21 protein-coding genes and 1 other RNA gene are annotated in these 22,913 nt (G+C 38.2%); 12 read left to right on the top strand and 10 right to left on the bottom strand.

Annotated features, from left to right (window positions below):
* Nucleotides 1-20: 20 nt before the first annotated feature.
* The 9 genes from CBG49_RS11840 (at nucleotide 21) to CBG49_RS11800 (ending at nucleotide 10,582) form a co-directional block, all read left to right on the top strand.
* Entirely contained in the window at nucleotides 21-812 is a 792-nt protein-coding gene (locus tag CBG49_RS11840; protein WP_193433068.1) for an ADP-ribosylglycohydrolase family protein, read from the top strand.
* Between the two features lie 341 nt (nucleotides 813-1,153).
* Complete coding sequence (dnaN, locus tag CBG49_RS11835; protein WP_088594632.1) at nucleotides 1,154-2,278, top strand: DNA polymerase III subunit beta; 1,125 nt, start codon at nucleotides 1,154-1,156, stop codon at nucleotides 2,276-2,278.
* A 109-nt stretch (nucleotides 2,279-2,387) separates the two neighbouring features.
* Complete coding sequence (locus CBG49_RS11830; RefSeq protein WP_088594631.1) at nucleotides 2,388-4,478, top strand: LTA synthase family protein; 2,091 nt, start codon at nucleotides 2,388-2,390, stop codon at nucleotides 4,476-4,478.
* Nucleotides 4,462-5,679 carry an HD domain-containing protein gene (locus CBG49_RS11825; protein ID WP_088594630.1) on the top strand — a complete coding sequence of 406 codons (1,218 nt, stop codon included), beginning with the start codon at nucleotides 4,462-4,464 and terminating at the stop codon, nucleotides 5,677-5,679. The genes CBG49_RS11830 and CBG49_RS11825 overlap by 17 nt, the downstream gene beginning before the upstream one ends.
* 160 nt (nucleotides 5,680-5,839) lie before the next feature.
* Complete coding sequence (lpxD, locus tag CBG49_RS11820; RefSeq protein WP_088594629.1) at nucleotides 5,840-6,859, top strand: UDP-3-O-(3-hydroxymyristoyl)glucosamine N-acyltransferase; 1,020 nt, start codon at nucleotides 5,840-5,842, stop codon at nucleotides 6,857-6,859.
* Nucleotides 6,860-6,866: 7 nt separating this feature from the next.
* On the top strand, nucleotides 6,867-8,255 hold the full coding sequence (locus CBG49_RS11815) for a bifunctional UDP-3-O-[3-hydroxymyristoyl] N-acetylglucosamine deacetylase/3-hydroxyacyl-ACP dehydratase (protein WP_088594628.1): 1,389 nt from the start codon (nucleotides 6,867-6,869) through the stop codon (nucleotides 8,253-8,255).
* A 6-nt stretch (nucleotides 8,256-8,261) separates the two neighbouring features.
* Nucleotides 8,262-9,056, top strand: a complete 795-nt coding sequence (lpxA, locus tag CBG49_RS11810; RefSeq protein ID WP_009414346.1) for an acyl-ACP--UDP-N-acetylglucosamine O-acyltransferase — start codon at nucleotides 8,262-8,264, stop codon at nucleotides 9,054-9,056.
* Nucleotides 9,057-9,095: 39 nt separating this feature from the next.
* Entirely contained in the window at nucleotides 9,096-9,662 is a 567-nt protein-coding gene (gene efp / locus CBG49_RS11805; RefSeq protein WP_009414345.1) for an elongation factor P, read from the top strand.
* A 2-nt stretch (nucleotides 9,663-9,664) separates the two neighbouring features.
* Nucleotides 9,665-10,582: a UDP-3-O-(3-hydroxymyristoyl)glucosamine N-acyltransferase gene (locus CBG49_RS11800; protein ID WP_088594627.1), complete on the top strand. Its 918-nt coding sequence runs from the start codon at nucleotides 9,665-9,667 to the stop codon at nucleotides 10,580-10,582.
* 92 nt (nucleotides 10,583-10,674) lie between these two features.
* Here the strand turns inward: CBG49_RS11800 and rnpB are convergent.
* The 4 genes from rnpB to CBG49_RS11780 all read right to left on the bottom strand — a co-directional run bounded on the left by rnpB (nucleotide 10,675) and on the right by CBG49_RS11780 (nucleotide 13,237).
* An RNA gene (rnpB, locus tag CBG49_RS11795) (RNase P RNA component class A) lies at nucleotides 10,675-10,979 on the bottom strand.
* A 42-nt stretch (nucleotides 10,980-11,021) separates the two neighbouring features.
* Nucleotides 11,022-11,783 carry an endonuclease/exonuclease/phosphatase family protein gene (locus CBG49_RS11790; protein ID WP_088594626.1) on the bottom strand — a complete coding sequence of 254 codons (762 nt, stop codon included), beginning with the start codon at nucleotides 11,781-11,783 and terminating at the stop codon, nucleotides 11,022-11,024.
* 91 nt (nucleotides 11,784-11,874) lie between these two features.
* Nucleotides 11,875-12,354: a hypothetical protein gene (locus CBG49_RS11785; protein WP_088594625.1), complete on the bottom strand. Its 480-nt coding sequence runs from the start codon at nucleotides 12,352-12,354 to the stop codon at nucleotides 11,875-11,877.
* Nucleotides 12,355-12,394: 40 nt separating this feature from the next.
* Nucleotides 12,395-13,237, bottom strand: a complete 843-nt coding sequence (locus tag CBG49_RS11780; RefSeq protein ID WP_088594624.1) for a transketolase — start codon at nucleotides 13,235-13,237, stop codon at nucleotides 12,395-12,397.
* Nucleotides 13,238-13,296: 59 nt separating this feature from the next.
* On the opposite strand from CBG49_RS11780, the gene CBG49_RS11775 reads away from it, so the two are divergent.
* Together CBG49_RS11775 and CBG49_RS11770 are read left to right on the top strand one after the other, a co-directional pair.
* Nucleotides 13,297-13,698, top strand: a complete 402-nt coding sequence (locus tag CBG49_RS11775; RefSeq protein WP_088594623.1) for a DUF4834 family protein — start codon at nucleotides 13,297-13,299, stop codon at nucleotides 13,696-13,698.
* A gap of 6 nt (nucleotides 13,699-13,704) precedes the next feature.
* Nucleotides 13,705-16,110, top strand: coding sequence for a YfhO family protein (locus CBG49_RS11770; RefSeq protein ID WP_088594622.1), 2,406 nt, complete (start codon nucleotides 13,705-13,707; stop codon nucleotides 16,108-16,110).
* Nucleotides 16,111-16,114: 4 nt separating this feature from the next.
* Here the strand turns inward: CBG49_RS11770 and CBG49_RS11765 are convergent, their stop codons facing one another.
* The 4 genes from CBG49_RS11765 to CBG49_RS11750 all read right to left on the bottom strand — a co-directional run bounded on the left by CBG49_RS11765 (nucleotide 16,115) and on the right by CBG49_RS11750 (nucleotide 20,509).
* Nucleotides 16,115-16,906 carry a DUF481 domain-containing protein gene (locus CBG49_RS11765; protein ID WP_227002887.1) on the bottom strand — a complete coding sequence of 264 codons (792 nt, stop codon included), beginning with the start codon at nucleotides 16,904-16,906 and terminating at the stop codon, nucleotides 16,115-16,117.
* A 174-nt stretch (nucleotides 16,907-17,080) separates the two neighbouring features.
* The gene (locus tag CBG49_RS11760) at nucleotides 17,081-18,928 is read right to left on the bottom strand and encodes a DNA topoisomerase IV subunit B (protein ID WP_088594620.1); all 1,848 of its coding nucleotides are present in this window, start codon (nucleotides 18,926-18,928) and stop codon (nucleotides 17,081-17,083) included.
* A 71-nt stretch (nucleotides 18,929-18,999) separates the two neighbouring features.
* Nucleotides 19,000-20,220, bottom strand: coding sequence for an aminotransferase class V-fold PLP-dependent enzyme (locus tag CBG49_RS11755; RefSeq protein ID WP_088594619.1), 1,221 nt, complete (start codon nucleotides 20,218-20,220; stop codon nucleotides 19,000-19,002).
* A gap of 16 nt (nucleotides 20,221-20,236) precedes the next feature.
* A complete protein-coding gene (locus tag CBG49_RS11750) occupies nucleotides 20,237-20,509 on the bottom strand; it encodes a hypothetical protein (protein ID WP_088594618.1) in 273 nt (90 codons plus the stop codon).
* Between the two features lie 192 nt (nucleotides 20,510-20,701).
* Here CBG49_RS11750 and lysA point away from each other — a divergent pair, with 192 nt between their 5' ends.
* A complete protein-coding gene (lysA, locus tag CBG49_RS11745) occupies nucleotides 20,702-21,898 on the top strand; it encodes a diaminopimelate decarboxylase (protein WP_088594617.1) in 1,197 nt (398 codons plus the stop codon).
* 49 nt (nucleotides 21,899-21,947) lie between these two features.
* Here the strand turns inward: lysA and CBG49_RS11740 are convergent, their stop codons facing one another.
* Nucleotides 21,948-22,430 (bottom strand): hypothetical protein, encoded by a 483-nt coding sequence (locus tag CBG49_RS11740; RefSeq protein ID WP_002682125.1) that lies wholly within the window; start codon nucleotides 22,428-22,430, stop codon nucleotides 21,948-21,950.
* A gap of 24 nt (nucleotides 22,431-22,454) precedes the next feature.
* Nucleotides 22,455-22,913, bottom strand: a complete 459-nt coding sequence (gene smpB / locus CBG49_RS11735) for an SsrA-binding protein SmpB (protein ID WP_088594616.1) — start codon at nucleotides 22,911-22,913, stop codon at nucleotides 22,455-22,457.

Below are 22,913 nucleotides of genomic sequence, written 5' to 3'. Positions count from 1 at the left end.
CAACTAATTGATTATTAGTTATGAAACAGACGATCTTAGGAGCAATAGCAGGAGATGTGATCGGTTCAGTATACGAATTTAACAACACACGAACTACTGATTTTCCACTATTTAAAAGAGAAACAACCTTTACGGATGATACAGTAATGACTATTGCCATAGCCGATGCGATCCTTCACAATAAGGATTTTGCTCAAACAATATTAGACTATGGTAAGCGTTATCCAAATAGAGGTTATGGAACAAGTTTTTTTAAGTGGTTAGCACACGATACCCCCGCACCACCCTACAATAGTTGGGGGAATGGTTCGGCAATGCGTGTAAGTGCGGTGGGTTTTGCTTATAATGATTTGGGGATAGTGTTAGATAAGGCAGCGCAAACAGCAGAAGTAACACATAATCATCCCGAAGGAATTAAAGGAGCGCAAGCTATAGCAGTAGCTATTTATCTGGCGCGAATAGGCAAGAGTAAAGCAGCAATAAAGGCTTATATGACAGAAATGTTTGAATATGATTTAGATTTTACTCTTGATGAAATACGCCCTACATTTCCATTTGACGAAAGTTGTCAAGGTACAGTACCCCAGTCAATTGTTGCCTTTTTGGAGAGCACAGACTATGATAGTGCTATACGATTAGCAATTTCATTAGGTGGTGATAGCGATACCATTGCTTGCATAACAGGAGGTATAGCAATAGCTTTTTATAAGGAGATGTCACAAGTTATAGTAGATAAAATACGTAGAGAATATTTACCTTCTGCTTTTGTTACCATTATTGATGAGTTTGACTTAGTGTATGGTAATTATTAGCTGTTATTTGTAAAAAAGTAATTTATTAGAATTGAATTACAAATTTTCTGTTGCTTCTCTTACCAAAGTTTTAAATTGAATACGTTGATAATTAATTATTTTTAAAGTGTATTATGTAGGAATATTTGTAAACATTCACACAAAAAAGTCTTGTTTATTCAAAATCTAATAATCAATTTTCCTTGCGTTTCTCCAAGATTCTCCGAGAACTCAAAAAATCATTGATAATTCGCCAGATAAAAAATATTCCAAAATATTTGGCAGTGATAAATATTATTACTACTTTTGCCATTATTACTCCATAATGGAGTGAGATTTGTTATTTAAAAATACATAAAAATATGAAGTTTATAGTATCGAGTTCTTACCTATTGAAGAAGTTACAAGTGTTTGGCGGTGTGATTAATAACAACAACACTATGCCTATACTCGATAACTTTTTGTTTGAACTATCTACCAATTCTTTAACTATCTCGGCTTCCGATTTAGAAACCACTGTAAGAGGTACTTTGGAAGTCGAATCAGATTCTCAAGGTAGTATTGCCGTATCAGCTAAATTGTTGATAGATATTCTTAAAACCTTTTCAGAACAACCGCTTACTTTCTTGGTAAAAGAAAATAATGTAATAGAAATTAGTTCTACTACAGGTAATTATACTTTAGCTTATTTAGATGGTGAGGAGTTTCCTCGTCCTGTAGCTTTGCCCGAAGCAAGTAAAGTAACTTTGTTAGGCGATGTGTTAGCTACTGCTGTACAAAAAACAATCTTCGCCGCTGGGAACGACGACCTCCGCCCAACAATGAGTGGTATTCTCTTCCAATTTAGCGAAAACGGACTCACTTTCGTCGGTACTGATGCTCATAAATTAGTGAAATACGAACGATTAGATATCAAAGCTAACGATGCCGCCGATTTCATTATGCCTAAAAAACCTTTGAACATCCTCAAAGGTATTTTAGCAGGTAGTGAAACCGAAGTAACAATAGAGTACAACGAGAGCAATGCTAAATTCTCTTTTGACGATATGGAATTCATCTGCCGCCTTATTGATGGTAAATATCCTAACTACGATGCGGTAATTCCTAAAGAAAATCCTAACAAACTCATCCTAAATCGTTCACAATTCTATAGCTCTATCAATCGTCTGTCGTTGTTCTCTAATAAAACTACACATCAGGTACGATTAAAAGTAGCAGGTTCTAACTTGGTAATCTCAGCTGAAGATGTAGATTATAGCAATAAAGGTGAAGAACGCTTCACTTGTAATTATCAAGGTGACGATTTAGAAATAGGATTCAACTCTAAGTTCCTAAAAGAAATGATCAACAACTTAGACTCCGACGAAATCTTGATAGAAATGTCCTTGCCAAATCGTGCCGGACTTATCACACCTATCGATGGTCTTGATGAAGGAGAAAAAGTGCTGATGTTGGCAATGCCAATTATGCTCAATAATAACCAGTAAATTAAAATTTTTTTTTCATTTTAAAGATGAAACGCCTTATGAGTCTTTTTAAGGCGTTTCTTTTTTTAAGAGAAAAATCACAATGTCTGTCATTTAAAAATAAACATCTATGAAATCCGTTTTAGAAAGAATAAAGCCTTTTACATATATAGCTGCCTTATACCTTATCGTATCGTTTGTGATGCGCATTGTCTTTATGCTACACCCTATTACTGCTACTACATTTTCGGTGTGGAGTGTGTTTAAGATGCTTTTCATAGGCTTACTATCCGACGCTTTTGTGATAGTATTGGCAAGCAGTATTTTAATGCTTTATTTCCTATTTATTGCCAATGTAAAGTACAAAAAACCTTATGGTGGCATTATTTTAGGAGCATTTATCCTCATACTACTCTATATACAGTTTTATCCTAACAATATATTTGCTCAATACGGAGGTGTGATTCCCGAAATCGCATTAGCTTTCTTCGGCTTTAAAACGTTGTGTTTTGCTCTTTTGCTCTTTTTACCTAAGTACAGAGCCCAACTGCGCAATGCACTGTATTTTATTACGTTGGCTATCTATGTATTTGCCATAGTGATGAATGCAGTAAGCGAATATTTCTTTTGGAATGAGTTCGGGATTCGTTATAACTTTATTGCAGTAGATTACCTTATTTATACCAATGAAGTGATAGGTAATATAATGGAGAGCTACCCTATAGTACCTTTGTTTTCAGGAGTGTTTGTCGTAGTTTTGGCTATTACCATTTATTTATTTATAAAAACTAAGAGCGTTTTAAAAACTATCCCTACACTGTTGGAAAAAACTGCATTGTTCATAGTCTATTTATTGCTTGCTCTTGTAGGAATGTGGAGTTTGCCACGACTTGATACCATTAGTGCCGAAAATACTTTTGCTCAAGAAATACAAAGCAATGGTGTTTACAAGTTTTATTACGCTTTTACTCATAGTGAGTTAGACTTCTTTCAGTTTTATCCTACCTTGCCAGAAAAAGAAGCTGAAAGTATTGTGCTTAAACAACTCAATGCGCCTGCCCTCGAACGAAAAATTGTAGGCGATACTACCGAAGTACACCACAATGTGCTCCTTATTTCAGTAGAGAGTCTTTCAGCAGAATACCTTACAATGTATGGTAATACTGATAATCGTACGCCTTTCTTGGATAGCTTAGCTAATAACAGCTTGTTTTTTACTAATTTGTATGCTACAGGTAACCGTACTGTGAGAGGATTGGAAGCCCTAACTCTTTGTATACCACCTACTCCAGGGGAAAGCGTGGTGAAGCGCAAAGACAATAAAGATAAGTTTACCACGGGTAGCGTGTTCAAAAGTAAAGGTTATGATGTGAAATACCTATATGGAGGCGATAGTTATTTTGATAATATGAAGGATTTCTTCACTGGTAATGGCTACGATATTGTAGATAGTAAGAACTTTGCACCCGAAGAAGTTACTTTCTCTAATATTTGGGGCGTTTGCGATGAAGATATGGCAAACAAAGCTATAAAGGTGATGAATGAACAAGCTAAATCTGGAAAACCGTTCTTCAATCACTGGATGACCGTGAGCAATCACCGCCCTTTTACTTATCCTGAAGGTAAAATTGATATCCCTCCTACTGAAAAACGACGTGCAGGTGGAGTAAAATATACCGATTATGCGCTCAAGCGATTCTTTGAGATGGCAAAACAACAAAAATGGTACAAAAACACTATTTTTGTGATTGTAGCCGACCATTGTGCATCGAGTGCGGGTAGCACCGAACTGCCTTTAGATGGCTATCGTATCCCTTGTTTTATTGTAGCCGACTTTATCACTCCTAAAAAAGTAGATACAATGATATCACAAATAGATGTGATGCCTACCGTTTTTGGTTTGCTAAATTTCAATTATACCTCTAAGTTCATAGGACAGGATGTGCTAAAAGAAGGCTATCAACCGCGTGCTTATATTGCTACTTATCAGGATTTAGGTTACTTAACCCCTGACAAGCTCACTATTATATCACCTTTGAGAAAAACCACTCAATACAGTTTGCGCAAAGAAGCCGAACAACCTTCGCAAGAGTATCCCTTGTTTTATGAGCAAATAAAAGAAAATAATGTGAATAAAGAACAAGCAGATGCTTGTATTGGTACTTATCAAGCTACTGCCGAGTGGTTAAAAAACAAACAATTCAATGCGGTCAAGAAATAAGCTAAAAATTATCAATGACCCTATTTATGGGTTTATCCATATCCCCAGCACTCTGGTGTTCGATATCATTGAGCACCCTTATTTTCAGCGACTCAGGCGTATCAATCAAATGGCGCTGTCCTATTTGGTGTTTCCTGGTGCTAAACACACCCGCTTTGAGCACGTATTGGGATGTGTGTTCTTGATGCAGAAAACAGTAGAGATGCTCCGCTTCAAAGGTGTTCAAATTTCCGATAAAGAAGCTGAAGGTCTCTATATTGCCATATTGTTGCACGACATAGGGCACGGACCTTTCTCACACGCTATGGAACACAGCATTGTCGAAGGTATTTCGCACGAAGAAATCTCACTTCTCTTTATGCAAGAGCTTAACAAGGTATTCAATGGTAAGTTGGAGACTGCTATCGCAATCTTTCAAGGTACTTACCCTCGTAAGTTTATGCACCAACTCATCTCAAGTCAGTTGGATATGGATAGAGCCGATTACCTCAAGCGCGATAGCTTCTACACCGGAGTCGCCGAAGGAAATATCAATTCTGAACGCCTTATCTCAATGCTTAACGTGCGCAACGACGAATTAGTAGTCGAAGAAAAAGGCTTGTACTCTGTCGAAAAATTCCTGATAGCCCGGCGATTGATGTATTGGCAAGTGTATTTGCACAAAACCAGCGTAGCCGCCGAACAAATATTAATTAGATTGCTCAATCGTGCTAAGGAATTAGTACAACAAGGTCAAAAACTCACTATGTCCACCGCTTTAGCTTTCTTCGTGAAAAACAAAATATCCAAAGATGATTTTTCACAAGAAGTACTTGAGATGTTTGCTCGTTTAGACGATACCGATATCATCTCAGCAATGAAAGAATGGCAGTTTTACCCTGATGTAGTGCTCTCTAAACTCAGCAAAATGTTGCTTAACCGCGATTTACTGAAAATAAAAGTCCGCTTAAACGATTTTGAAGAGCAAAAGATAAAAAGACTCCAAAAACTATCACTTGCCAAAGGAGTAGATGAAAAAGATATGAAGTACTTTGTCTTTACAGGAGTGATGACTAACAGAGCTTATAACCCCGAAAATGAAATTATAAAAATACTCACTAAAAACGGTAGAGTAGTAGATCTCAGTAAAACCTCTGAAGCCATCAACTTAGAACCCCTCTCTCAAGTAACCGAACGATACTACATTTGCTATCCAAAATAAGGCGAAAAAAGAGAAGGTAAAATTACTCAATAGAGAAAAAAAATAGTAAAATGAGTGCTATATAAAATAATTTTTATACTTTTGTTGCGAAAAATAACCTTTTTACAAGGTGAAAACATATAAATATAGCCCTATATCGTTTTGATTATAAACTAATTAAATGAAATTTACAGCATTACAAATAGCCAATGTACTCGGCGGCGAAGTGGAAGGAAATCCCCAAATTGAAGTCTATAAACTTTCAAAAATTGAAGAGGGAAGTGAAGGGAGTATATCTTTTTTGGCAAACCCTAAATATAAACATTTTATCTATACCACTCAGGCATCCATAGTGATTGTAAATAAGGACTTTGAGGCTGAAGATAAAATATCAGCAACCTTAGTGAGAGTAGACGATGCTTATGCCGCTTTTACTAAACTCTTAGAGTTCTACAATCAAGTGAAAATGAATAAAGTAGGTATAGAGCAACCTTCGTTTATCGCTCCATCTGCTAAAATAGGACAAAACGTATATATAGGAGCTTTTGTATATATTGGCGAAAATGTAGTGATAAACGATAATGTAAAAATCTATCCCAATACTTATATAGGTGATAACTCATCAGTAGGTGAGGGGACTATTATTTTTGCAGGCTGTAAAATATATTCCGAAACTGTCATAGGTAAAGATTGTATGCTCCACAGTGGAGTAGTGTTAGGTGCCGATGGATTCGGATTCCAACCTAATGAGAAAGGAGAATTCAGTAGAGTCCCACAAATAGGCAATGTCGTGATTGAAGACTTTGTCGATATAGGAGCAGAAACAGCTATAGATCGTGCAACTTTAGGCTCTACTATCATTCGTAAGGGAGTAAAATTAGACAACCAAATACACATTGCTCATAATGTAGAAATAGGTAAAAATACAGTGATTGCCGCCCAAACAGGTATCGCTGGCTCAACTAAAGTAGGCGAAAATTGTATGATAGGTGGTCAAGTGGGAATCGTAGGTCACTTAGTAATAGGCAATCGCGTGAAAATACAAGCCCAAACAGGGGTAGGTCGCAACCTTAAAGATGATGAAGCAATACAAGGTTCTCCCGCCTTAGGGCACGCCGAATACAACAAAGCTTATGTGATTTTTAGGAAATTACCTAACTTGCTTAAACGCTTAGAAGAATTAGAAAAAAAATTAAAATAAATACACTATGATAAAGCAAAATACTTTATCCAAAGAAATTACCTTAGAAGGCATCGGGTTACATACTGGTAAACAAGTAAAAATGGTGCTTAAACCAGCTTCAGTAGGCAATGGTTTTACCTTTGTACGTACCGATTTAGAAGGAAACCCTGTTGTCGAAGCGGATGCTACCTATGTAGCAAGTACTGAACGTGGCACAGTCTTAGAAAAAAAAGGGGTGAAAATCCAAACTTGTGAGCACATCTTAGCAGCGCTCGTCGGTATGGATTTGGATAATGTGATTATTGAGCTCAACTCCTCTGAACCTCCTATTATGGATGGTTCCTCTAAATACTTTGTAGAAGCTATTGAAAAAGCAGGTATCACTCCTCAAGATGCCGAACGAGATGAGTATATAGTAAAACAAGTAATTACTTATGTAAACGAAGAAACAGGTAGTGAGATTACACTCATCCCTGCCGAGGAATACCAAGTGACTACAATGGTAGATTTCGGTACTAAAATATTGGGTACTCAAAATGCTTACCTCAATAAACTTTCCGAATTTAAAACCGAAATAGCCGATGCTCGTACTTTTAGTTTTTTGCACGAGCTTGAAGCCTTGCTCGACCACGGTTTGATTAAAGGTGGAGATTTGAACAACGCTATTGTTTACGTAGATAAAGAAATTTCTGATAGTACAATGCAAAAACTCAAAAAGGTTTTCAACAAAGATAATATTTCTGTAAAACCTAACGGAGTGCTTGATAACCTTACTTTGCATTACCCTAACGAAGCTGCTCGTCATAAACTATTAGATGTAATAGGCGATTTGGCTTTGGTAGGTACACGCATTCGCGGAAAAGTGATTGCTACTAAACCTGGGCACTTTACTAATACCCAATTTGCTAAGAAACTTTCTAAGATTATAAAAAATGAACGTCGTAACAACGTTCCTTCTATAGATATCAATCAACCTCCCTTGCTCAACACTGTTGATATAATGAAATTGTTACCTCACCGTCCACCATTCTTGTTGGTCGACAAAATCTTTGAACTTTCCGATAAACATGTCGTGGGCTTAAAGAACGTAACAATGGACGAACCTTTCTTCATTGGGCACTTCCCCGGAGCTCCTGTAATGCCTGGAGTACTCCAAATTGAAGCAATGGCTCAAACCGGAGGTGTCTTGATACTCAGTACCGTCCCCGACCCCGAAAACTACCTCACTTACTTTATGAAAATCGATAATGCGAAGTTCAAAGTACAAGTGGTACCAGGGGATACCCTTATATTTAAATTAGAATTGCTAACCCCTATTCGCCGTGGTATTTGTCACATGCAAGCCTACGCTTATGTGAATGGCAAGTTAGCTACCGAAGCTGAGCTGATGGCTCAAATTGTTAAAGTAAAATAAAAGTATATGATTCAACCTTTAGCTTATGTCCACCCCGATGCTAAAATCGCTAAAAATGTAGTGATTGAACCTTTTACTACAATTAGTAAAAATGTAGAAATAGGTGAAGGCACTTGGATAGGACCTAACGTAACCATTATGGAGGGCGCACGTATCGGGAAAAACTGCAAAATTTTCCCGGGAGCTGTTATCTCAGCCATTCCACAAGACCTCAAGTATAAAGGTGAAGAAACCACTACTCACATAGGTGATAATACTACTATTAGAGAGTGCGTAACTATCAACAAAGGTACCGTCGATCGTATGAAAACCGTAGTCGGTAATAATTGTCTAATAATGGCTTACTCTCATATCGCTCACGATTGCATTGTTGGTGATAATTGTATTTTCTCTAACGGTACTACTCTTGCAGGGCATGTAACTGTTGGTAATTGTGCTGTGATGGCTGGTATGACGGCTGTCTATCAGTTTTGCTCTATTGGGAGTTATGCCTTTGTAACTGGCGGTTCACTTGTAGGCAAAGATGTTCCTCCTTATGTGAAGGCTGCTCGAAACCCTCTCTCTTATGTTGGAGTCAACTCTATAGGGTTACATCGCCGTGGCTTTACTACCGAGAAAATACGCGAAATACAAGATATCTACCGCGTACTATTCCAAAAAAAACTTAGTACCTCTCACGCCTTGGACTATATAGAAGCCGAAATGGAAGCTACCGTCGAACGCGATGAAATTTTGCAATTTGTCCGTCGCTCTCAACACGGTATTATGAAAGGCTATCACGGTGAATTAATAAAAGACTAAGAACTTAAAACTAAAAACAAATAACTTAAAATAAAATAAATGGCAACAACCGCAGACATTAAAAAAGGATTGTGCATTCGCTTCAATCACGATATCTACAAAATCATTGAATTCCTACACGTAAAACCAGGTAAAGGTCCTGCTTTTGTGCGTACCAAACTCAAAAGTGTTACCACAGGTAAAATCCTCGACAACACTTTCTCTGCCGGTCACAAAATTGAAGATGTACGTGTCGAAACTCGCTCTTTCCAATATCTATATGCCGAAGGTGATGAATTCGTATTTATGAATAACGACGACTTCAACCAAGTGCACATCCGTAAAGATATGCTCGATTACCCCGATTTGCTTAAAGAAGGTGAAACTGTGATGGTAATCTTCAATGCCGAAGACGAAACTCCTCTTTCAGTAGAAATGCCTGCTAATGTTATCCTCACTGTTACACACGTAGAACCTGGTGTTAAAGGTAATACCGCTACCAATGCCACCAAACCTGCTACTGTCGAAACAGGAGCTACTGTCAATGTACCTCTTTTCATCAACGAAGGCGACCGTATTAAAATAGAAACTGAAAAAGGTACTTACGTCGAAAGAATGAAAGACTAATTATGCGCTTCTCACAACCTTATACTCTTGAACAAATAGCGACTATTATCAATGCAAAATACGTCGGAGCAAAAGATTTTCCAGTACTTGGAATGAACGAAATTCACGTCGTACAAGCTGGTGATATAGTTTTTGTAGATCATCCTAAGTATTACGAAAAAGCTTTGCACTCTAAGGCTACCATTGTACTAATTAATAAAGAAGTGGAATGTCCGGAAGGGAAAGCTCTTTTAATCTCCGATGACCCTTTTCGTGATTTCAATAAACTCACCGACTTTTTTAAACCTTTCCAAAAAGCAACAGCACTCATAGCGCCTTCAGCTCGTATAGGTGAAAATACAGTAGTGCAACCAGGTACTTTTGTGGGGAACAATGTAGTAATAGGTAACAACTGTCGTATCCATTCCAATGTGAGTATTTACGATGATTGTGTAATAGGTGATAATGTAACTATTCACGCCGGTACAGTGCTCGGAGCCGATGCTTTCTACTACAAAAAACGCCCTGAAGGTTTTGATAAACTCAAGTCTGGCGGTCGTGTAGTAATTGAAGATAATGTTGATTTAGGTGCCCTTTGTACCATTGATAGAGGAGTAACAGGTGATACCACTATCAAGAAAGGAACTAAGATAGATAACCAAGTACACATAGGTCACGATACAGTAGTAGGCGAGAAGTGCCTCATCGCCTCACAAACAGGCATTGCTGGTTGTGTGGTGATAGAAAACGAAGTAACTATTTGGGGGCAAGTGGGAATGACCAGCGGAATCACCATAGGTGAAAAAGCAGTGATTTTAGCCCAAAGTGGTATTTCTAAATCGTTAGAGGGCGGACAAACTTACTTTGGTTATCCTGCTGGGGAGGCCCGTGAAAAGTATAAGGAAATGAGCGCACTCAAACAACTTATCAATTGTAAATAGATTTAAATTAGATAATTTGATAAAAAAGAGGCTGTCCTTAAAAGTTTAAACTAAACTTTTCGGACAGCCTTCCCTTTTGTTTTAGACCATAAAAAAAGAGCAAATCATAAGCCGGATTCTGTACTTATCATTGCTGATAAGTGCTTATCATTTATCTCGGTTAATGATTGCTCATTAGCTCTAACCGCCTACCCTCCAACATCGGGCGAGCAACCCTCAAAAGCTGGTTTACGCGGCGTTGCACCTCATAGAGTTTACCTGATTTCACTATGGCATTACCCATACATTCTTTCTGTTGCACTTGTCCTCGCCTCACGGCGGACGGGTGTTACCCGCTATGATGCTCTGTGGTGTCCAGACTTTCCTCTACTTTCGTAGCGATAAGCTGATTTGCTCTTTTCTTATGCAAAAATAATTAAAATATCTTTACTGACAAATTTTAAATCTCAAAACTAATAAAAACTCCATTGTGGTCGGACATATATTTTCCCTCTTCATTGAAATGATCCCAAGCTCCTACTTGATATTCTTTCATTTCTTTGATAAAGGAATTGGAAATACAAATATGGTCTATGTTATTTCTTATCTTGTTTTTAATAGGATCAGGGTGTAGAAAAGGGGAGAGGTCTCCTTCTGTTACGCAAGTTAAATTTAGTTTCTTGAGATAATCAGAAAGTAGTTGTCTTACTTTTTCAGTGCCATATCCTTGATGGTTATATCGGCTTTGGTTAAAATCACCCACTACCCATAAAGGGTTTTGAGTTTCTTCTGTAATACGTTGCCAATCCTTAGCCTGCTGGTGCAAGTCTTTTTCGTGATATTCCCATTGTTTATACCCTAAATTTCCATACCTAACTCCTGATACTCCTGCTTGATGGTAAGGAATAATTGTCCCAAAAACAGTAATATCCCCAAAAGGTGCTTTTATTACAGCACAAGCTGTTCGGTAGTTGTCGAAAGTTTGTATTTGTTCAGTGATTTGCCATTTAGAGAAGATAGAAACCCAATGTTCTTCAGGAGTTCTTTCATAAGCTAAAGAATGTACAGAAAACGGATATAATTCCGTTAATGATATACTAGTAGCATTTTCAGTAAGTACTAAAACATCGGCGTTGAGTTCTTCAATTTTTGCTATGGCAAGAGCTGTTTTTTGAGTTCCTTTTTTAGGACGCTCAACATTCCAAGTAGCAATTTTGTACATAGTTTCTTTAATAATAAAAAAACTTTGCCAAAGACCGTAGCACGGTAGGCTTTAAGGACTTTGACAAAGTAGTTTATATTACGTATAATTCTTAACTTAACCCTATATACTTTTGATTAGGTTTTTCATAAGGTGTTAATACACTTGCTTCAAGCATATTGAAATTTAGTAATAGGTTGTTTTCCTTTTCTTCATCAAAAAGTAAATCGTAGAGATAATGATGAACAAAGATATACCATTTTTTATTAGGATTTACTACTGCAAAACCAGCGACATCGTTGCCTTTATCAAGATAGAAATACTCCCATTGATAGAAATTCATTACTGCATTAGCAAATAATTCTCCTAAACCATAAGCTAAATCTACCTTGTCGTATGCTAAGGTATCGGTAGTAACTTTTTGCTCTTTATAAACATCAATAAAATGTCTTAAAGAAGTAGCTACTTCTTTAGGATTGCTTTCATCACAAGCGAAATTGTTCTCTTTTAGCAAGTCAATAGCTTTTTCTTTCAAAGCTAAAAGCTCTTCTTTTTCTTCACTATCAGCTAATCTTTCAGTAATTTCAGCCATAAATATCAATTTTTAATTTTCTAATTTGCTAATCTGCTAATTAATAATCGCCCAACGTTTCAGGGTTCTGTGCTAAACCTTTAGCCAATTGCTCATCATTAGGAGCTTTGCCGTGCCAAGCGTGAGTACCCATCATAAAGTCTACGCCATTCCCCATTTCGCTGTGGAGTAAGATACACACCGGTTTACCTTTGCCAGTTAAGGCTTTGGCATCTGCCAATCCTTTTAAGATAGAAGCAATATCGTTGCCTTTTTCAATATCGATTACCTGCCAATCAAAGGCTTCCCATTTAGCGCGAAGGTTACCTAAAGGCATTACAGCATCAGTAGGACCGTCAATCTGTTTGTGGTTGTAATCCACAGTAGCTATGAGGTTGTCTACCCCTTTACCGCCTGCGTACATTGCCGCTTCCCATATTTGTCCTTCTTGTAGTTCGCCATCGCCGTGGAGGGTATATACAAGGTGCTTGTCGCCGTTGAGCTTTTTAGCAAGTGCTGCCCCAATGGCTACTGAAAGTCCTTGTCCTAAGGAGCCTGAAGCCACGCGTACGCCTTCCAAACCTTCGTGAGGGGTAGGGTGTCCTTGCAAGCGTGAGTTGAGCAAGCGGAAAGTATTCAGTTCGCTTATAGGGAAGAAGCCACGGCGGGCTAAAACGCTGTAAAATACGGGAGATATATGTCCGTTAGAGAGGAAAAATAAATCCTCGTCTTTGCCGTCCATTGTAAAAGGAAGTTTTATGTCCATTACCTCGTTGTAGAGGCAAACGAGAAATTCGGCACAGCCCAAAGAGCCTCCTGGGTGTCCTGAATTTACTTTGTGAACCATTCTGAGGATATCTCTACGCACCTGCGTAGTAAGGTCGGTAAGTTGTTGGATATTCATTGTATTTCTTCGTTTTATATTTTGATGTGGCAAAGGTAGAAAATAATTGATAATTAACAATGAATAACGAACAAAAATATACTGAGATTTATAAATTTGCTAATTTGCTAATTTCTTTCTACCTTTGCCCCAATGAAACTAAAAAAATAGAAATGATGGCAGAAGCTTCTTTCACAGGATTTATACGAACAATCCTGATTATTATATTGATATTCTTGGGGATAAGAATCCTTATGCGCGCTTTTGCTCCTTCTATAATGCGCTTTTTCCTCACCCGAATGAGCCAGAGAATGCAAAAGGAATTTGAACGCGCTCAAAATCAATACCAACAAAATACTTACGAACAAAATCGCTCTCAACGACAAGCTGGAGAACAAACAATTATCAATAATAATCCTCATTCTAAAAACCCTCAAGCTACCAAGCAAGTAGGCGAATATATTGATTACGAAGAAATTTAATTCACAATGGCAAAGAAAATTACCCCCCACATTGTTATAATTGCGCTATTCGCAGTCATTGCGCTCGCTTTTTTCTATCCCGTATTGCAGGGGAAAGGCATATTCCAAAGTGATATTGCTCAGTACACGGGTATGGCAAAAGAACGCAACGACTACCGCCAAACAGAAAACAAAGAAACCTATTGGACGAATAGTGCCTTTGGTGGTATGCCTACCTATCAATTGGGGGCGCAGTACCCTAACGACCTTGTAAAACAATTGGATAGGACACTACGCTTCTTGCCACGTCCTGCCGATTACCTCTTTTTATACTTCGTAGGGTTTTATATTTTGCTCTTGGTGCTCAAAGTAGATTACAAAAATGCTTTCTTGGGGGCTATTGCTTTTGGGCTTTCTACTTACCTGATTATCATCTTAGAGGCAGGACATAACTCTAAAGCACACGCTATTGCTTATTTTGCACCCGTATTGGCGGGTATCTTGATGGTTTTTCAGCGGAAATACCTTTGGGGAGGCTTGCTCACAGCAGTGGCTTTGGCTTTAGAACTCTCTGCCAACCACTTCCAGATGACGTACTACCTACTTCTTTTAGTACTGCTCTTAGGCGCTGGATGGCTCTATAAAGCTGTTAAAGATAAACAACTCAATGATTTTGCAAAAGCAACTGCTGTACTTGTGGGGGCTGTGGTGGTGAGCGTGCTCGCCAATGCTACCCTGCTACTCACTACCAGCGAATATGCCGATTGGAGTACGCGCAGTAAATCTACACTCACTTTTACCCCAGAAGGAACTCCTAAAAAACAAAGTAGCGGACTCTCTCACGACTATATCACCGAATATAGTTATGGTATCACCGAATCATTGAACCTTATTGTTCCACGTCTCTTAGGGGGCTCTAACGGTGAAGATTTAGGTAAAGATTCTCACACTTATGAAGTTTTATTGCAATTAGGAGCGCCTCCTGAACAAGCTCTCAACGAAACAAAACATTTACCTACCTATTGGGGTGACCAACCTTTGGTAGCCGCTCCTGCCTATATAGGCGCAGTAGTGTTCTTCCTCTTTGTGTTAGCTCTCTTTGTGGTGAAAAACCGACTCAAATGGTGGCTCTTGGCAGGCTCGCTAATGGCTCTCGTGCTCTCGTGGGGTAAAAATTTCGGTATCCTTACCAATTTTATGATTGATTATTTTCCGCTCTACAACAAGTTCAGAGCAGTATCGTCTATACAAGTGCTCTTGGAACTCTGTGTGCCTATATTGGCAATCGTCGGACTGCAACAATTCCTTAAAACAGAAGAAGAACAACGCAAAAAATACCTACTTCACACCCTTTATATTTGCTTAGGATTAATGGGAGTACTTTTGTTAGCCAAAGGATTCTTAGACTTTCAAGGCGCTAACGATAGTTACTATGCAAACCAACAAATACTTCAAGCTATAGTGGAAGACCGCAAGAGCATCTATACCGCCGATGTGTTGAGAAATACAGTGCTTTTCCTCCTCACCGCTTTAACTTTGTTTCTCTATCAATACAAAAAAATCCCACTTAGGGGAATGCAAATTGCACTTTTAGTCTTGCTTTTCTTTGATTTGGGAGGGGTAGCCAAACGCTATGTAAATAAAGATAGTTTTGTAGATAAATACCAAATAGAAAATCCTTTTGAGGAAACCGCTGCTGATAGAGCAATTCTGCAAGATAAGAGTTATTATCGTGTTTATGAACCTCAAGTGGGGATCAATGGGGCACGCACTTCGTATTTCCACCATTCTATTGGAGGCTATCACGCTGCCAAACCCAAACGCTTGCAGGAACTTTTTGATTACCAAATCGCTAAAGGTAATATGGAAGTCCTCAATATGCTGAACGTGAAATATATAATTTTGCGTAACCAAGAAGGACAAATGCAACCCATACATAATGATGATGCTTTAGGCAGTGCGTGGTTTGTAAAACAACTCAGTTTAAAAAATAATGATGATGAGGTAATGCAGGCTTTAGAGAAATTTAAACCTGCTCAAGAAGCTTTGGCAACAGCCAATGATTTGAAAACAACTCTTCCCACACAATACACCGTCGATACAACTGCAGTGATTACACTAAAGAATGTACGTCCTGATGAACTGATATACGAAAGTAACAATCCTCACAATGGTTTGGCAGTTTTCTCCGAAATGTATTACCCTCACGGCTGGAAAGCTACTATCGATGGCAAAGAAGCGCCTATTTATCGTGTAGATTATACTTTGAGAGCACTTTCTGTACCTGCAGGCAAACACGAAATACGCTTTGTATTTGAACCTCAAATAGTAAAAACAGGTAGCAACCTCAGTTTAGTAGGTGCTATATTATTAATGTTATGGCTTGTAGGGGGCATCGTGTGGCAAACGAAGAAGAATAAAACAAAAGATTAATAATTTACCACGTAAAGAAAATACCTCCTGTTACTACAGCGTAGAGTTTTTTGATAGGGAAGATAGGTTTAGTGTGTTGGATTGCTTGATAAGAGAGCCATGCTCCAAAATGTTCGGTAAAGTGATGTTTGAGGTCAAAACTATAGGCAAAACGCGGATTTTTTACATTGCTGTCTAAACGTGAATGTAAGTAGCCGCTGGTAGTGAAGTTCCATTTTTCGGTAAAGATTACTTTTAACCCCATTGCAAAACGCGCTTTGATGGTTTGCTGCTCACGTGTTTCATTGGGTACTGTAAGGTTAGGTACGCCATCCATATTCCACTTCTCATATTCATAAAAAAAACCAATACCTCCTGTCCAAACGAAATGCTCTGATTGCACAAAGTGATAACGCGATTGCCCTCCTGAAGCAATACGCAATAGCAATCCTCTACTGGGTACCCATACAGCTTCAGTAAAAGGATATATTTCCCATCTTGGTTTGGCTAAATAACGGTATTCAATATGTATAAAACCATTACTCACATTCACAGTATTGCCAATACTAGTAATCTCTATCTGATTGAGAAGTGTAAAAGCCTTTTTATTACTTAGCAGAATACTCACATTGGTATTGTTTTTCACTTGAAAAAAATTGTCTTTCTCTGTTTTAAAATTTATTTCAGGTGCAATGCTCCCCTGCCACACCTTTGTTGTGTCAATTGCAGGGGTAAGGCTTTCAGTAAAAATGATTTGAGCTTGTAATGAGGTGCTATACAATCCCATTAATAATAGGTAGTACTTAAAAATTCTCATTTAAATAGTCTTTTATAAGAATAAAGTTGCTACAAAGATACGAATAATTATCAAACAAACAAAATTTTAATATCACAAAAATCTGATTTTCAATTATATGTTATGGTATATTCGTTGTAAACTTTATTACTATCAGATGAAAAAAATCGTTTAACCGTCGTACTACAACCTATTTTACTCGAAATTATCGATTTCTACTTTTAGATTGTTGATAATAAACTCTTGGCGATCAGGAGTATTTTTACCCATATAAAACTCTAAAAGCTGCTCAGTATGGATAGATTTATCCATCATCACAGGGTCTAAACGGATATCTTCACCTATGAAATCTTTAAACTCATCAGGAGAGATTTCACCTAATCCTTTAAATCGGGTAATTTCAGGTTTCCCTTTCAGTTTTTCTATAGCGGCTTGTTTTTCTTCTTCGCTATAGCAGTATATCTTCTGTTGCTTATTGCGCACACGAAATAAAGGTGTCTGCAATATATATAGGTGTCCCTCTTTGATGATTTCTGGGAAGAATTGTAAAAAGAAAGTGATAAGTAGCAAGCGAATGTGCATACCATCTACATCGGCATCGGTGGCGACTACGATATTGTTATAACGGAGGTCGTCCATAGAATCTTCGATGTTTAAAGCTGCTTGCAAAAGGTTGAACTCTTCATTTTCATACACTATTTTCTTGGTCATCCCGTAAGTATTAAGCGGCTTACCGCGCAGTGAAAAGACTGCTTGGGTAGTTACATCACGCGACTTGGTGATAGACCCCGATGCTGAATCCCCCTCGGTGATGAACAAGGTACTTTGAAGAGCGCGTTCATCTTTGGTATCAGTGAGATGCACACGGCAATCGCGGAGTTTGCGATTGTGTAAGTTTGCCTTTTTAGCTCTATCTTTGGCTAATTTGCGAATACCTGCCAATTCTTCGCGTTCTCGTTGTGCTTGCATAATTTTTCGCAAGATAGCATCGGCAATTTCATTATTTTTATGCAAGAAATCATCTAAATTTCGGCTTATGAAATCGTTGATATAAGTGCGCACTGTAGGCATTCCTTCGCCCATTTCGGTAGAACCTAATTTGGTTTTTGTTTGGCTCTCGAACACAGGCTCCATCACTTTGATAGAAAGCCCCGCAATGATAGATTTACGCACATCCGAAGGGTCGAAATTCTTTTTGTAGAAATCGCGAATGGTTTTTACATAGGCCTCTTTGAAAGCGTTGAGGTGCGTACCTCCTTGCGTGGTGTTTTGTCCGTTTACAAATGAGTAGTACTCTTCACTGTATTGGGTTTTGCTATGTGAAATAGCGACCTCTATATCCTCGCCTTTGAGGTGGATGATAGGGTATAGGAAATCTTCTTCGTTGTTATTTTCAGCTAAAAGGTCGCGAAGTCCGTTTTCAGAATAGAACTTTTCGCCGTTGTAGTTGATTGTGAGCCCTGGGTTGAGGTATACGTAGTTTTTAAGCATACGCACCACATACTCATTGCGAAATTTAAAGTTTTTGAAGATGGTATCATCAGGAATGAAAACGATTCCTGTACCACGTCTTTTAGTACTTTCTTCTATAGGAGATTCTTCTTTTAAAATACCTCTTTCAAAAGATGCTGATTTTGATTGATTATCGCGTATCGATTCTACCTTGAAGTAAGCCGAAAGAGCGTTCACTGCCTTAGTACCCACTCCATTGAGTCCGATAGATTTCTTAAACGCACGAGAGTCGTATTTACCCCCCGTATTCATTTTAGAAACTACATCTACTACTTTTCCTAAGGGAATACCACGACCATAATCACGTACTTCTACTTTATTATCGTTGATTTTCACGTCGATGGTTTTACCCGCACCCATTATAAACTCGTCGATGCTATTATCTATTACTTCTTTGAGGAGCACATAGATACCATCATCAGCTGAAGAGCCATCTCCCAGCTTTCCGATGTACATACCAGGGCGTAAACGTACGTGTTCTAAGGGGTCGAGAGAGCGAATGCTATCCTCGTCATATCTTACTTCTTCCATAATGATTTTAGGTGTTTGAGGGGGCAAAGGTAGTAATAATTTGTCAATTAGTCAATTAGTCGATTCATAAATTAGCTGAGCATACTCTGAGCTTTTTTTACAGCCTCCACGAAAGTATCTATCTCTTCAAAAGTGTTGTATACAGCAAAACTCGCTCGCACTGTACCTGGGATTTGATAAAAATCCATAATAGGTTGCGCGCAATGGTGACCGGTGCGCACTGCTATCCCTAATTGGTCGAGAATCACCCCTACATCGTAAGGGTGTACGCCCTGCAAGTTGAAAGATATAACAGCAGTGCGTTGTGTTAAATTGGGGTTTCCATAGAGGATAATACCTTCTATTGTTTGCAGTTTTTCAATGGCATAAGCTAACAATTGATGTTCGTGAGCCGCTATAGCTTCTATACCTAAGGAATGTATGTAATCAATAGCAGCACCAAAGGCAATACCGCCACAAATATTAGGCGTGCCTGCTTCAAATTTATAAGGCAAATCGGCATAAGTACTCTTTTCAAATTGTACTTGTTTAATCATATCTCCCCCTCCTTGATAAGGAGGCAATTGCAACAATAATTCTTCTTTGCCATAGAGTATACCTACGCCCGTAGGTCCATACATTTTATGAGCCGATACAGCATAGAAATCTACATCAAGAGCTTGTACATCGGGTTGAAGATGTGGGGCTGCTTGCGCTCCATCTACCAATACAACAGCCCCTACACGGTGTGCTTGAGCTATAATTTCGGCAATAGGATGTATATTGCCCAACGCATTTGATACGTGTTGTACACATACCACTCGCGTGCGTTCTTTGAGCAATTCTCTATAGACTTGCATATCCCAAATACCCTGCTCATTCATTGGGATTACTTTTAGAATAGCCCCACTTCGCTCACAAGCCAACTGCCAAGGCACTATATTGCTATGGTGTTCTGAAGCCGAAATAATCACCTCATCACCCTCTTTCATAAGAGCAGCATAGCCATTGGCAACCAAGTTGATGCCGTGAGTTGTACCTGCTGTGAAAATAATTTCGGAAGATTTACGAGCATTAAAATGGCGTTGTAGTTTTTGTCGTGCCTGCTCATAAGCATCAGTAGCCTCTTGACTAAGGGTGTGTACTCCACGATGGATATTCGCGTTTTGATATGTATAGTAATGTACTATCGTCTCAATCACAGAAGTAGGTGTTTGAGAGGTCGCACCGTTATCAAAATAGATGAGCGGGCGATTGTGGATTGTGCGGTTGAGTATAGGAAAATCTGCGCGTATTTCAGAGATGGTTTTCATTTTTTTGTTGTGAGATTTATTTTCTTCTCCACTTGTTTAATTGTTCTTGAGAAAGAAGTTTTTTCAATTTAGTTTGTTCCCAATTAGTTTTCCAATCGCAATAGTTATAGCTATTTACAATAGTTTTAGCATCTTTTAGCTCAATCTCTATTTCAGTGTTATCTAAAAGAATATTGTGCTTTATCTTTGTTTTTAGAATTGTACCATTGTGTCGCCTTACAATGCGATGATAGGCTTTTCTACCTATTCCACTATCTTTAAAAATGGCTTTTTTATAACTACGAGACATTGAGATTTATTTTTCATTGTGCAAATATAAAGCAAAAAATTGAAAAAACGACTCTTATAATTTTATTTTTGATTTAGTAACCCAAAAAAATAAGTAACAACTAATAGCTAATTATGAGTGATTTACTAATCGACAAATTGGCTAATTACCAAATTATTACTACCTTTGCGGTCTTAATTAGAAAAATAAAAAATGAAAACAGAAGACTTACTAAATATAGCACATACCTACGGAAATCCTGTGTATGTATATGATGCTGAAAAAATTAGCAGTCAATATCAACGTCTTACCAATGCTTTTGCCTCAGTACCTAAATTGCGTATCAACTATGCAATGAAGGCGCTTTCTAATATTGCTGTCTTGAAACTGATGAAGAGTTTAGGTGCTGGACTTGATACCGTTTCTATCCAAGAGGTACAATTAGGTTTATTAGCAGGTTTTGCTCCTGAACAAATTATCTTTACTCCTAATGGGGTATCAATGAGTGAGATTGAAGAGGCAATGCGTTTGGGCGTTCAGCTGAATATAGATAACCTTTCGTTCTTGGAACAGTTTGGCACGCAACACCCTGAAGTACCAGTGTGCATTCGCATCAACCCACACGTAATGGCAGGGGGTAACAGCAATATTTCGGTGGGACATATCGATAGTAAATTTGGGATTAGTATTCACCAAATACCTCATATCTTGCGCATTGTAGAGAATACAAAAATGCACATCAACGGTATCCATATGCACACGGGTAGCGATATTTTAGACATAGATGTATTCCTTTATGCTGCCGAAATACTCTTTGAAACAGCAAAGAACTTTAAGGACTTGCAATTTATAGATTTTGGAAGTGGTTTTAAAGTACCTTATAAAGAGGGGGATATACAAACAAATATAGAGGAGTTAGGCGAACGCCTAAGTACACGCTTTGCGGAGTTCTGTCAAGAGTACGGGCGCGACCTTACTTTAGCTTTTGAACCTGGTAAATTTTTAGTAAGTGAGGCAGGGCGCTTTTTAGTGAAAGTGAATGTGGTGAAACAAACTACTTCCACTGTGTTTGCGGGTATTGATTCGGGCTTTAATCACCTCATCCGCCCTATGTTCTACGGGGCAACTCACTATATTGAAAACCTCTCTAATCCCGAGGGTAAAAAACGCTTCTATTCGGTAGTGGGCTATATTTGTGAGACAGATACTTTTGCTTCTAACCGACAAATAGCTGAAATTACTGAAGGAGACATTCTTTGTTTCCATAATGCAGGGGCATATTGCTATACAATGGCAAGCAATTACAATTCACGTTTGCGTCCTGCTGAAATATTGTGGCAAAATGGTGAGGCGAGACTCATCAGAAAAGCAGAGACTTTTGAAGATTTAGTACGAAACCAAATATATTGATTTAAAAAATTAGCAAATTAGCAAATTTTCACATTTGCTAATTTGTTAATTACAAAAAGCGATTGTGCCAGCTATCTTCTAAAGGCACTTCCCAATTTTCTTCGTATTCTATTTTGGTATTTACCAAATTGTTAAATACTATAGTTTGAGCTGATACAGCTTTATCTTTTACCATCTTCTTGAAATCGGCGAGGTTTTTATATGCAATATGTTCCCCTTGACGGTAACTCACATTCATACGGTCGAGCAAAGTGACATTGTATTGGGCTTCTAAATCCTGAATGAAACGCGCTAAAACATCAAGAGAGCAGCCGCCTACACCGTGAGCATCGGGAGAGGCTCCTATCACAATAAAGCGGTTGTAACGCAATTCAAAAGAGGAAAGCAATTCCTTGCCGTGTACCATCCAATGGCTTATAAAATCTTCTAACTGAGTGCGCAATTGCGCTTGTTCATCTTCCGTAAAACTGCGGTTACATTGGTATATCCACACACGGGCATCATCGGGGAGTTGTTTAAATTCTTTATACATTTTTTTTAGGTTTGTGGTATTAGGTTAGTGTTTCATTAATCGGTCTAAATTGCGCTTGTTGTCGCGGTCTTTGATGGTTTCGCGTTTATCGTATAGTTTTTTACCTCGCACTAAAGCAATGTCCATTTTTGCTAAACCTTTGTCGTTGATAAAAAGTTTGAGCGGCACAATGGTGAGTCCGCTATTTTTCACTTCTTTATTGAGTTTTCGCAATTCTTTTTTCTGTAAGAGCAATTTGCGTTCTGTTTTAGGGCGGTGGTTGTAGTGTGTACCAAAGTCATAGGCCTCGATAGTAGAGTTGATTACAAATAGTTCACCTTTGTCATTAAACTCACAAAAACTCTCAGTTATAGAGGCTTTTCCTAATCTTATTGATTTTATTTCGGTACCCACGAGCACGATTCCCGCCGTATATTTGTCGAGAATTTCGTATTCAAACTTAGCGCGTTTATTGAGTATTTGTACTGTTTTCTGAATTTTCAT

The organism is Capnocytophaga endodontalis (assembly GCF_002209445.1).
Lineage (GTDB): Bacteria > Bacteroidota > Bacteroidia > Flavobacteriales > Flavobacteriaceae > Capnocytophaga > Capnocytophaga periodontitidis.
The sequence above is the reverse complement of the archived record's forward strand: the minus strand, read 5'-3'. Positions and strand labels throughout refer to the sequence as shown.